9 protein-coding genes and 1 pseudogene are annotated in these 13,323 nt (G+C 36.0%); all 10 read left to right on the top strand.

Annotated elements, in window-relative coordinates; all coding sequences use genetic code 11:
* The first annotated feature begins 314 nt into the window (after nt 1-314).
* The 10 genes and pseudogenes from AACZ49_RS17830 (at nt 315) to AACZ49_RS17785 (ending at nt 13,261) form a co-directional block, all read left to right on the top strand.
* Complete coding sequence (locus AACZ49_RS17830) at nt 315-863, top strand: Crp/Fnr family transcriptional regulator (RefSeq protein WP_339657537.1); 549 nt, start codon at nt 315-317, stop codon at nt 861-863.
* A gap of 67 nt (nt 864-930) precedes the next feature.
* The gene (locus tag AACZ49_RS17825; protein WP_339657536.1) at nt 931-1,470 is read left to right on the top strand and encodes an SRPBCC domain-containing protein; all 540 of its coding nucleotides are present in this window, start codon (nt 931-933) and stop codon (nt 1,468-1,470) included.
* Entirely contained in the window at nt 1,467-2,258 is a 792-nt protein-coding gene (locus tag AACZ49_RS17820; protein WP_339657535.1) for a hypothetical protein, read from the top strand. Before AACZ49_RS17825 ends, AACZ49_RS17820 begins: the two co-directional genes overlap by 4 nt.
* A complete protein-coding gene (locus tag AACZ49_RS17815; protein ID WP_339657534.1) occupies nt 2,242-3,054 on the top strand; it encodes an SDR family oxidoreductase in 813 nt (270 codons plus the stop codon). The genes AACZ49_RS17820 and AACZ49_RS17815 overlap by 17 nt, the downstream gene beginning before the upstream one ends.
* Before the next feature lie 203 nt (nt 3,055-3,257).
* A complete protein-coding gene (locus tag AACZ49_RS17810; protein WP_339657533.1) occupies nt 3,258-3,497 on the top strand; it encodes a CopG family transcriptional regulator in 240 nt (79 codons plus the stop codon).
* A complete protein-coding gene (locus AACZ49_RS17805) occupies nt 3,490-3,777 on the top strand; it encodes a type II toxin-antitoxin system RelE/ParE family toxin (protein WP_339657532.1) in 288 nt (95 codons plus the stop codon). Before AACZ49_RS17810 ends, AACZ49_RS17805 begins: the two co-directional genes overlap by 8 nt.
* 421 nt (nt 3,778-4,198) lie before the next feature.
* Nucleotides 4,199-5,047: an SH3 domain-containing protein gene (locus tag AACZ49_RS17800; protein ID WP_339657531.1), complete on the top strand. Its 849-nt coding sequence runs from the start codon at nt 4,199-4,201 to the stop codon at nt 5,045-5,047.
* Nucleotides 5,048-5,219: 172 nt separating this feature from the next.
* Nucleotides 5,220-6,401, top strand: a pseudogene (locus AACZ49_RS17795) (IS3 family transposase); the annotation flags it as partial.
* Nucleotides 6,387-6,986 carry an OsmC family protein gene (locus AACZ49_RS17790; RefSeq protein WP_339657539.1) on the top strand — a complete coding sequence of 200 codons (600 nt, stop codon included), beginning with the start codon at nt 6,387-6,389 and terminating at the stop codon, nt 6,984-6,986. The pseudogene AACZ49_RS17795 and the gene AACZ49_RS17790, both read left to right, overlap by 15 nt.
* 188 nt (nt 6,987-7,174) lie before the next feature.
* Nucleotides 7,175-13,261: an MG2 domain-containing protein gene (locus tag AACZ49_RS17785; protein ID WP_339657530.1), complete on the top strand. Its 6,087-nt coding sequence runs from the start codon at nt 7,175-7,177 to the stop codon at nt 13,259-13,261.
* Nucleotides 13,262-13,323: the final 62 nt, after the last annotated feature.

The raw sequence follows: 13,323 nt of genomic DNA, 5'->3' as shown, positions 1-13,323 counted from the left end.
AACTAAAGTTAAGCATATTCGCTATTTTTAGCAAGTGACTTGCGCAACAGGCACATTGGCTATAATTAATACGGGTTTGGTGCTTAAATTTAAGTTTAATGCTTTTAGCTAAGTCCGCCAAATCTTTTTGATTTGGCTTTGAAATAGAAAAATTAAAACAAAATAAAAAGTTTTGGCTAAGTGCTTAATCGGAAATTAATAGCTTTTTAATTTCCGTACTAACCATAGCCTAGACGTTGGCGGTAATAGAACAGAACCCGAAAAATCGACACAAATAGAAAAAATTGGAGCAGATTAGACAAATAATGAAACAGATGATTTCTATTTCGGAAGACGAACTCAACGACTTCCTTGGTCAATCTATTACCAAAACTTTTAAACGAAATGAAACGGTTAGCCGAACAAATGCTGTACCTAACGAAATTTTCTTCATCAATAAAGGTTTGATACGTGTTATGATTACTGACAATGAAGGAACTGAACACACTGTTCACTTTGCATTGGAGAATCAATTTATTTCAGATTATTCCAATTTTATGCAAAAGCAACCTTCATTTTACACCTTACAAGCACTCGAAGAAACACAGGTAGTTGTTTTGCCACGGTCGGCAATTGAATGGGGTTACAAAAATTTACAAGAAGGCGAAAAAATGGGTCGACTTATCGCAGAATATTATTTTATCTATCAAGACAATCGCATTAAAAACACATTTTCAAGAACGCCAAAACAACGTTACGACAATATTACAGACGTATTTCCAAACATTCATAATCGAGTTCCTCAACATATGATTGCATCTTATTTGGGTATAACGCCAGTCCATTTAAGTCGACTAAAAAAAACTGACAATTCGAAAGTCTAAACAAATGTTATCGTTTAGTACACCATAGTCTGCTGAAATTTGCATTATAATTTTAAATCAAATTGTAATGACAAAATTCATTTTCGCATTGGCCTTATTTACTACAACATTTTCCTTGCTTGCTCAGGAAAACAGAACGGGCTCCATTGAATGGCCAGAAAAATATAAGCCCAACAACAGCAAATTCTACGTTGAAAACGAAGTAGAAATAAACGCTTCGCCCGAAATAGTTTGGGGAATACTAATTGATGCTCTAAAATGGGAATCTTGGTACGAAGGTGCAAAAGATGTTTCCCTGAAAGACAAAACGGAAACAACTCTAAAAAGTAATACTGTTTTTGAATGGAAAACAATGGGTTTAAAATTTGAATCCACCATTGAGCAATATGAACCCAACAGACTTTTGGCTTGGGAATCAAAAAAGAAAAGCATTCAAGGTTTTCACGTTTGGTTAATTATTCCAACTGAAAAAGGGTGTAAAGTCATCACTGCTGAATCTCAAAATGGTTGGCTCACATTTTTTGAAAAGACTTTTCAACCAAAAAAACTAAAAAAACTGCACGATATATGGCTTGCTGAACTCAAAACAAAAAGTGAAAATCTATGATAGCATTTATTCAAGAACTCAAAACAAGAAACGAAACCTTATTTTACTACGGTTTAGTTTGCTTTGGAATTGCTCTACTATTTTTGGTCTTGACTAAAACAACTACCACACAAGTGTATGGCGTGAACGCATACTTTAAGCCGTTTAAATTTGCCTTTTCCACTTTCTTATTTGCTTGGGCAATGGCTTGGTATTGTTACTATCTTCCCAGTTTTAATGTTGGCTTTTTCAATTGGACGGTCATTTTATTGTTGGGTTTTGAGATAGTATATATCGCCATAATGGCAAGTAAAGGACTAACCTCACATTATAATTTATCGACCCCATTTTACGCTACAATGTTTTCAGTAATGGCATTAGCGGCTACTTTGGTGACGCTATATACCGCTTATGTCGGGTTTCTATTTTTCAGCCAGTCCTTTCCGGAATTGCCCAATTACTATGTTTGGGCAATTCGTTTGGGTATTTTAATTTTTGTGGTTTTTTCCTTTGAAGGTTTTGCAATGGGCTCAAAATTGAGTCATACAGTTGGGGCAATCAACGACAATTCAAATTGGTTTATAGTGGGTTGGAGCAAGACGGCAGGCGATTTAAGAGTTTCCCATTTTATTGGTATGCACGCCTTACAAGTTTTGCCTATTCTTTCATTTTATGTTTTAAAAAATACAAAAGCCACCATTTTAGTATCGATTATATATGGATTACTTGCATTGGTTACGCTTGTTCAAGCCTTGCAAGGCAAACCATTATTTACATCAAAACAAGAAAAAAATGAAATTATCAGATAAAGAAAAAGCAAGGCTAAAAACGAAATATGGCGAATGGGCAGTTATTACGGGAGCTTCGTCAGGTATAGGTTTAGAATTAGCAACACAATTGGCAAGTGCAGGTTTTAATCTTGTGCTTATTGCAAGGCATTTAGAAAAATTGCGAGAAGCAGAAAACCGCTTGAAAGCAAACACAACTATTGAAATTAAAATTGTGAACGTTGATGTTTCAGAAACGGAAGGAATCGACCAAATAATTGAAGCTACAAAAGGTTTAAAAGTTGGACTTTTAATTGCTTCGGCAGGTTATGGCACTTCGGGCACTTTTATTGATAACTCACTTCATTCGGAAACCAATATGCTTCGAGTAAATTGTGAAGCCTTACTTTCATTGACTCATTATTTCGGTCAACAATTCGCTATACAAAACCGTGGCGGTATTATTTTAATGAGTTCAATGGTGGCTTTTCAAGGCACACCTTATTCTGCAAACTATGCAGCAACGAAAGCATACGTACAAACATTAGCAGAAGGAATTGCTGTTGAGTTAAAACCAAAGGGAGTTGACGTTTTAGCCGCAGCACCCGGTCCAGTTGAAAGTGGATTTAGTAAGCGTGCAAATATGAAAATGTCAATGTCGCTTACACCTTCACAAGTTGGTGTTCCAATTTTGAAAGCATTAGGAAGAAAGACAACCGTCTTGCCAGGATTCTTGACTAAATTGTTAGTATATTCACTTCGGACAGTTCCACGATGGGGAAAAGTGAAAATAATGGAAAAGGTAATGGTTGGAATGACAGAACACCAGAGAAAATAACTACTACCGCCAACAAAGTGTATAAGCAATAGCGGTTTGAGTGCATACTTGAACCGTTTTTGCATTTTAATAAGTATCTTGCTACCTGACAATTTAGTGAGATTAAATCCGCTACTGCTCATACACAAACCGTTGGCAACAATATCACGAAAATTTGAATTTGGTTCGTTTTTGGTGTATTTTTACATCAAAATCTATTTCTTATGGCTAGACAGAGCATATCTTTCACGCGACCAAATGATGAATGGTTAAAAACACAGGTTGATAATCAAGAGTACTCAAGTAAAAGTGAACTTGTTAATGACTTAATTCGTCAGGCTAGAAATCAACAAATCGAAATTGACTGGATAAGAGCTAAATTGGAAAAATCTGAAAATAGCGGATTTACCAATGATAGCAAGGAACAAATCTTAGCACAATCCAAGTCAAAACTTAATGGCTAAGTATCGATTAAGTAATACGGCTAAAAATGACCTGATACGAATTCATCGTTACGGAGTCGAAAAATTTGGAGTGCAACAAGCCGATATATACTTCGAAACGTTTTTTGAATATTTTGACATTATAGCCAAAAGACCATATTCATTTGAATCTATCGAATACATTAAGAAAGGGTATCGGAGATGTGTCTGCGGTTCGGACAGTATTTACTACAAAATCAATAATGAGATGGTAGACATAATGGCGATTGTCGGAAAGCAGGATTTGAAAAATATACTCTAAACTGCACGCAAAATACTGTTGCTAGTCGAGTGGATGGCTCCGCCATCAGATGACGGAGTGCACCCCTCACACTAAAGTACGTAAGGGTCTCGTATACGGCGGTTCCTAATCTATCACTCCAAGGCTCTTTTCACCCTTGAAACTATCCTCTAGTTTAAGCATAGGCCATGAATCGTCATTCCTATGCGAATTTTAAAGAGAATTACGTTCGGCCCTTCGTCGCTTGTGAGACCTCTGATTTTGCTATCAGCTCATTTCCAACTACTCCTATGACCTCTGCTGACTTCTCCATATAGCTATACGTAACTTGGTAGCCATCATTGATGTACCCTTGACTTTTAACTAATTCATTGTTCTAAATATCTTATCTTCAAACTTTAGAAACAAACATACGAGCCAAGACCGTTGACATTAATATATTATGAAAAACGTAATTACCATTCTACTTTTGATTTTGACCAATTATATTTTTGGACAACAAATTCAGCACGTTAATGCTGACAATGGATTAATTGTGAGAGAAAAGCCCGAGACAGGTTCTGAAAGAATTGGGAAACTTGAATACGGCACAAGAGTTAATATTATAAAAGAAACTGAATTCGAATTAACAATTAAAGACGAAGGTAAAAATATCAGTGGGAAATGGGTTGAGATTCAAGAAATCGATGGAAACCAAAAAGGGTATGTATTTAATGGTTTTTTGACATCAACTCGATTGAGCAAAAGAATCGAAATCAAATTTTCAGATTTTTCACTACAAATGGAATTAGAGGATTGGGACGAAAATGGAATACTAAAAAAAGTTCAAAATGATACTGCAAAAGTTTATGTAGAACTTGGGGAAACACCAGAAGGAAAAAAAATAAAAATCCAACAATCTAAATTTAAAAAAGTTGAGGTTTTCCAACGCCACGAAAATAGTATAACTATAATGAACGAAGGTCCACATTGTGATTTAACAGAATGGAAACACTATTATTCGGATTGGAAAAAATTAGATTTTGATTTAACGTCAAACACATTTGTTTCGGATTCTTATGAACGTAAAGATTGGGAAAAGTTCATAGAAATAGACATAAATGAATTTAAAAAAGCTGTCGAAGAAGAGTGCGGCGGATATTGGACAGAACTCATAAAAGATATAAAAACCGTTAATGAATATCCCAGTGGTGTTTCGATAAGTAGGATTTTTTTCAAAATACTATTTACAGACGAAAATGGTTCGGTTATTGAAAAAACTATCGAATTTGAGATTCCAATGGGATGCTAAAAACACTACTACCAACAACGGTAACCGTTGCACAAACCTTTAATTTAGCTAAAAATGAATCCGTTTAAGCCTCTTCAAGATGCTTTTTCATTTCCATTTCTGCATTGGACTTACCATATTTAACTGGACACAAAGTTAAGAGCGTGTTGGCCGTTTAAATTAACTTTAAGACATGTCAAGAGAAAAAAGAAATTACACTGTAGAGTTCAAAGAAAAGGCCGTGGAACTTAGTTAGGCACGTGGTAGCGTTGTGGAAATATGCGGGGAATTGGATATCCCTACATCGGTTTTGAGCCGCTGGCGTAGAACATCGGACACCTATGGCAAGAACAGTTTTCCTGGAAAGGGAAACCCGAAACTGACGGACGAGCAACGTGAGATTGCCGAGTTGAAGAAAAGGTTAAGGAATGCCGAACTGGAACTCGATATCCTAAAATATTGCCCTTGCATCGGCTGGCCCCTCGCTAAAAAGGTATGCAATACCTTTTCTTAACACGCCGTCCTCTCCTAGGGCGACAGGAAAAATATAGGTCTATAAAACACCATAAGTTTAAATTTCCGGTTGGGAAGATGTGCAAAATGTTCAAGGCAAGTAAAAGTGGGCATTATCATTGGTTGGTCAGGTGGCCGTCCAAACGTTGGTCCGAAAATCAGGCCATAACATCACTCATCCATGATGTTTTCAAGGATATTTTTGGGCGTTATGGGGACACCAAGGACCAAAGCGGAGCTCTCAAAAAAGGGATATCGAGTTTCCAGGCCCAGGGTCGCCAGGATAATGAGATCCAATAATCTGTTTGCCAGAAGAAAGCGCAGGTTCAAGATTACAACGGACAGCGAACACAACTATCCAGTGGCCCGCAATATTTTGAACAGGAACTTTACGGTCTTTAGAAAGAACCAAGTCTGGGTGTATCTGACCGTAATCATCGATCTGTTCCATAGAAAGGTCGTGGGGTGATCGATGGGCGAAACCTTAAGTACGGACGATACAATAATACCTGCGTGGAGTATGGCCGTCAGATCGAACGATATCACAAAAGAACTCATATTCCATTCCGATAGGGGATCTCAATATGCCAGTCATGGATGTACCGATATGCTGAAAAACCACAACAGCCTTATAGAACAATGTATGAGCGGAAAAGGTAATTGCTGGCACAATGCGGTGGCCGGATTATTTTTTACGAGCTTAAAGGTAGAATGGGTCTACAAACATAGCTATAGCCTTAGGTTGGAAGCCGAGCTATCTGTTTTTCAATGGATAGAAACTTGGTACAACAGAAGAAGAATGCACTCCACTTTAGGGTATAAAACTATAAAAGAATTTGAATTGGAAATGTATGATCAAAGACAGCAGCATGACTCTTATCTAATTGTCCACTTTTTGTTGCAATTCCAAATTACCGCGAGAATAGTTAATAGACATTTATTACTTTTAAAACAGCTAATAACTTTACTATATTCTATGAAAGAACATAATTACGAAGTAATAACAGAATGGACAGGTAATATGGGCAATGGTACCCTAGACTACAAATCTTACAACCGAAATCATAAAATTATTGCAGACGGAAAATATAGCGAAATACATGGTTCATCTGACCCCTCTTTTCTTGGGGATAAAACAAGATATAATCCCGAAGACCTTTTTCTTTCATCGTTATCGGCTTGCCATATGTTATGGTATTTACATTTATGTTCTGTGCATAAAATAATAGTTACGCAGTATATAGACCACGCATCGGGTGTTATGGAAGAAACAGTCAATGGAAGTGGAAAATTCACTAGAGTTATACTGCATCCTAAAGTAGTCATCTCAAATTTAAATATGATGACAAAAGCAAATCAATTACACCAAGAAGCAAATAAAATGTGTTTTATCGCGAATTCTTGCAACTTCAATATTGAACATAGGCCTAACATTTTGGTAGAATAAGAAGTCTCTGGCTATATCTGCAATTATTGCACTATTTGGTTATTCATTTTTAAAATAAAGCATTCTTACGAATTTGTCGAAATACCTGTAGATTAACTTACCGATCACTAACCGAAAAGTGCCATTTCCTAATTTTTGATTGTTTCAAATATTTAATTGGCACAGTTTTGTATTGTAATTTTACTACTATGAAAAAGCTACATTTAATTCTCGGTATATTCATGTTTGCACAATTCGGCAATGCACAACAGGACGATTCATATATATCGCTTTGGGAACAAGTTGAAAAATTTGAGGCCGAAGATTTATCTAAATCAGCATTAAAGCTAATTGAAACCATATCAAAAAAAGCGCATCTCGAAAAAAACGAAACCCAAATTATTAAGTCACTTCTTTATAAATCAAAATTTGTCTTGGTTTTAGAAGAAGATGCGGAGTTAAATATTGTTAATGATTTTAAAGCTGAGATAACGAATGCCGATGGTTCAACGAAAAACATACTACACAGTTACTTGGCTAATATCTATTGGCAATACTTTCAGCAAAACAGATATACATTTTATAACCGTACAACCACTGAAACAAAAGTAGACACCGTTGATTTCAGGACTTGGGACTTAAACACAATTTTTCAAGAAATTGATTTTCATTTTCAAGCATCGCTAAAAAACCCAGGTGTATTACAGAAGTTACCAATTTCTAATTTTAAAGGAATCTTAAATGAAGTAAAGGAATCTTCAGAATTTAGGCCTACGTTATTCGACATTTTAGCTCATAATGCCCTGAGCTTTTATACTACTAGCGAGAATAGTATACAAAAACCTGCAGATGCCTTTGAAATAAACAACCCAGAGGTATTATGTGAAGCATATTCCTTTAGTTTTATAAATTCTGAAACCAACATTACCACATCATTGCAATCAAAAGCATTGAAGATTTATCAGCAGTTAGTTTCTTTTCACTTTGGCAATGCAGATATACGACCATTTGTGTTAGTAGATATTGAACGATTACTTTTTATACATCAATTTGCAACGTTTTCTGACAAGGATAACGTATTAATTGAAGTGCTACAAAACTCCGCTGAAAACATTAAAAACAATCCGCTTTCAGGTTTATACACCTATGAAATAGCTAACCTTTACCAACAAATGGGTGGAACATACAACCCACAAAGCAGTAAAGAGCATCAATGGAAACTAAAAGAAGCCATTGCATTGTGTGATAATGTAATTACAACATTCCCTAAAAGTAGAGCTGCAGAAAAGTGCCAGGCATTAAAATCCCAAATTAAAACACCTTTTATTCAATTATTGACGGAGAAGCACATCCCCAATAATACTATAGGCAGATTATTAGTTACCTATAAGAACTATGAAAATATTCAGTTAACGGCCTATAGAATTTCTAAAAAACAGTTAGAAGAACTTAATGAATTATACCCCGAAGCGAAAAAACTAACTTTCCTTAAAAATCTTCCTGTTGAAACCACATGGAATTCTACGCTTAAAACGGAAAACGATTTTCAAACGCATAGTACCGAAATTTCTATGCCTGCACTGGCAAATGGTTATTATGCCATTGTAGTACAGTCAAAAGATAAGAGCGATTCAATTTTCAGTTATCAAAGTATACAAGCAACTAATTTTGCACTAAGCGAAACCCAAACAGATACACATCAAATCTTTCAAGTAATCGACCGCAACAATGGTAAGCCAATTATAGGTGCGAAAGTAATTTTCAACTATCGTGAAAATTATAACTCCCCTGCAAAAGATGAAAATTTTACTACCGGTTCAGATGGTAAATTTTCAATTAAAAAAAATGAGGATAGTAGAAGTAGTATTTGTATCACTATAAAAAAGGATAAAGAGATAGCCTATTTTGGCGATTACTATATCAATAGAACCTATCCTCAGAATACTGCAACAGTAAATAATTCTTGTTTTCTTTTTACCGACCGTAGTATTTATAGACCAGGGCAGCCTGTATATTTTAAAGGTATTGCGGTACAACAGGAAAATGAAAAATCAAGTTTATTGAAGAAGACCATTGTACAAGTGGAACTTAAAGATGTAAATGGACAAGAGATAGGAACCCAAGAGCTAGTCACCAATGAATTTGGTTCATTTTCTGGGGAATTTATTCTTCCATCAAACGGTCTTACAGGCATGTTCTCCATTAATGTAGAATCAGATGAAATAGAATTGAATGGACATACGAGCTTTTCGGTCGAAGAATATAAACGTCCGAAATTTGAGACGTCATTTGGCCAAATAACGGGAACTTACAAAGTCAATGATAGTATTAAAGTTTCTGGCAAAGCAACAGCATATGCAGGTAGTTCTATTTCTGATGCCAAAGTAGTATACCGCGTAAAAAGAATAGTGAATTTCCCTATATGGTATTATTGGCATCACCGCTATTTTAATAGCACTCCTCAAGAAATAACACATGGAGAAACTACCACTGATACATCAGGAAAATATGAAATTGTATTTAAGGCGTTGCCAGATACAAGTATCGAGAAAAGCGATTTACCAACGTTCAATTATGAAATAACTGCAGATGTAACCGATATTAATGGAGAAACACAAAGTAGTACAACAAATGTATATGTAGGGTATCATTCGCTAAATATAAATTTGATGATATCCTCTGTTCTTGACAAACAAACAAAAGATGCCAAGTTCAACATTTTCAGCACCAATTTAAATGGTGCATCTGTAGTTGCCACTGGTATTATAAAATTATATAATTTACAAGCACCCGATAATGTATTACGCCCAAGAACATGGCCTGCTCCAGATTATGCCGGATTTACAAAGCAGGAATTTAAAGATTTATATCCGCATGATGCTTATAAAAATGAAGACGACCCGATGAACTGGGAGAAAGGTAAAATGGTTTGGAAAACGTCTTTTGACACTGGTAAATCTTCAGAAATTCTTCTTGGGAAGTTGAAAAACTGGGATGCTGGAAAATATATGATGGAACTAGAATCTAAAGATTTATTCGGGCAAGCTGTAAAAGATGTTGCGCTTATTACCTTAACAGGAGATGAGGATGTATTGGCAGATAATCAGTTGTTTCAGGTTAAAACGGATAAGAGCGAGTATTCAATTGGTGATAAAGCCATGATTACATTTTTATCGAATGCCAAAGACCTCAACATTATGGTCAATATTGAAAAGAACCATGAAGTAGTTGATTCTATGCTGATTAACCTGCACTGCAATTCAAAAACCATAACCGTACACGTTACTGAAAAAGATCTAGGCGGATTTGCCATTAACTACAGCTATGCATTCCACAATTCATTTAAAGCACAAAGTCAGCAAATACAGGTACCCTACCCAGATAGCGATTTAGAAATTGAAACCCTTACATTCAGAGACAAATTAGCACCTGGAACAGATGAAACATGGTCATTTAAAATAAAGGGACCCAAAGGCGATAAAGTATCAGCAGAACTTTTGGCAAGCATGTATGATGCTTCTTTAGACCAGTTCGCTTATCATAATTGGAATTTTAATCCGCTATATCGTACAACTTATTATACCTCTAATAGAACAAGTGGTTCTAATAGCTTCTCGAAGAGCAACTTCAATACCTATCAAAGTTATGGCGGTTATAGCTATTCGGAATTAGGATTTGATACGTTCGATTGGTTTGGATTTCATTTTGGCTCTTATGGAAGATTCTATGATTCGAGATCAAGAAAATTCAAGTCTGCTGCTCCTATGGCCACTGGGATAATGGAAAATTCTGTTTCTTTAGAGGATTTTGATACTGTTGATTATTCAGATTCGGTAATTGAAGGTGAACTTCAAGGTAAAGTCGCAGGTGTAGCCATTAGTTCTTCGGAAGAGCCAGAATCTAAAAAAGGAAAAACAGACTTTGATCCGGTGACTATTCGTAAAAACCTTCAAGAAACGGCATTTTTCTTTCCTCATTTACGAACAGATCAAGAAGGAAATGTATCGTTTAGTTTCACAACACCAGAAGCATTAACACGATGGAATTTGCAACTTCTAGCGCATACTAAAAACATAGAAAGTACAACAAAAAATCTGAGTACAATAACACAAAAAGAGTTGATGGTTATACCCAATACACCTCGTTTTTTACGTGAAGGAGATGAAATTATCATCAGTACAAAGATTGCCAATTTAACCGAAAAGGCACTTTCTGGACAAGCCAAACTAGAGGTGGTAGATGCGCAAACGGGCTTGGATATTTTGACCCGATTGATTAAAACTCCCCCAAGAGAAATGTTATCTCCTATTGATGAGAGACCTTTTGAAGTAGATTCTTTGGGGAATACACAAGTGTCTTGGCAATTAAAAATACCCGAAGGCCTACAAACTGTTCAATATAGGATTATTGCCAAAGCAGGAGATTTTGGCGATGGCGAGCAAAATATACTGCCGGTATTAACAAACCGCACTTTAGTAACCGAGTCGATGCCAATGTGGGTTCGTAGCAGCCAAACGAAGACATTTAACTTAGACAAATTGAAGAATGTATCTTCAACTACGCTCAAACACCACAAACTGACTTTGGAAATGACTTCCAATCCGGCATGGTATGCAGTACAGGCACTACCTTATTTGATGGAGTATCCATACGAATGCAACGAACAAACATTTGCGAAATATTATGCAAATACCTTGGCTAGCCATATTGCTACAAGTAATCCTAGAATCAAGGAAGTTTTCGAGCAATGGGCCACTACAGATGCCTTGCTAAGTAATCTAGAAAAAAACGAGGAATTAAAATCTCTATTAATTCAAGAAACACCTTGGTTACGTGATGCCCAATCTGAAAGTGAACAAAAGAAACGAATTGGATTATTGTTCAACATGAACAAAATGCGGAGTGAGGAAGAACTGGCATTAAACAAATTGATGCAAAATCAAAAAGTAAGTGGTGCTTGGCCTTGGTTTAATGGCGGACCAGATAATAGATATATTACCCAACATATCATTACTGGCTTAGGTCATTTGAATCATTTAAATGTTACTTCTTCCATAACCAGCAACCACTATGAAATGATCGATAAGGCAATTGGTTATTTAGATAGCGAATTCGTGAAGGAGTATGAGGAAATGAAGAAACGAGACACGAACATTAATGATGATCATTTGAGCGCCACCCAGGTTCATTATTTATATATGAGGAGCTTTTTCAAGGAAATTAAAACTTCTAAAAAAGTTGATGAAGTAACTGTATACTACCAGAAGCAAGCGCAAAAATACTGGATGAACAAAGGTTTATATTCTCAAGGTATGTTGGCATTGACCTTAAATAGAGCGGGCAATTCAAAAATAGCACAAAAGATTCTTCGCTCACTTGATGAAAACAGTATTACCAATGATGAGCTAGGTATGTACTGGAAGAAAAATACAAGCACTTGGTTTTGGCACCAAGCCCCTATTGAAACCCAAGCATTGTTAATAGAGGCATTTTCTGAAATTCGCCCAACGGGTATAGAAACCATTGACAATCTTAAAATTTGGTTGTTAAAAAACAAGCAGACTAATCAATGGAGTACCACCAAGGCAACCACCGAAGCCGTATATGCACTTTTATTACAAGGCCATGATTGGTTATCGTTAACGAATGCCGTAGATATTCTGGTAGGAGGACAATCTATTGACCCTTCAATAGTAGAGGAAGTTAAAGTGGAAGCAGGGACAGGGTATTTTAAAACCTCCTGGAATACAAATGAAGTTGAACCAAAAATGGGCGAAGTGCAAATTTCAAAAAAAGGAAATGGTATGGCTTGGGGAGCTTTACACTGGCAATATTTTGAGGATTTAGACAAGATTACATCTGCTGAAACACCTCTACAACTAACGAAAAAATTGTTCTTGAAAAAAAACACGGCTACAGGTGAAGTAATTTCAGAAATCACAGAAGGTTCTGATTTAAAAGTAGGTGACCTTGTTCGAGTTCGCATCGAATTAAAGTCTGACAGAGATATGGAATTCATTCACATGAAAGATATGCGCGCGGCAGGGTTTGAACCTGTAAATGTTATCTCCAGATATAAATGGCAAGATGGTTTGGGGTATTATGAAAGCACGAAAGATGCAAGTACCAATTTCTTTTTTGACTATTTACCTAAAGGAGTTTATGTATTTGAATACGATGTTCGTGTAAACAATGCTGGTAATTTCAGTAATGGTATCACTACCATACAAAGCATGTATGCGCCAGAATTTAGCAGTCATAGTGAAGGGGTTCGTGTAACCGTGGAAGGTCAATAGAATAAACGCCGTTATGAGCCTTAGTCGAGAATAGTATTACTCCATATTTTTAGGCATTTCGA

The organism is uncultured Maribacter sp. (assembly GCF_963975365.1).
In the GTDB taxonomy this organism is placed as follows: Bacteria; Bacteroidota; Bacteroidia; order Flavobacteriales; family Flavobacteriaceae; genus Maribacter.
Note: the sequence above shows the minus strand (reverse complement) of the source record. Positions and strands in the feature narration are given on the sequence as shown.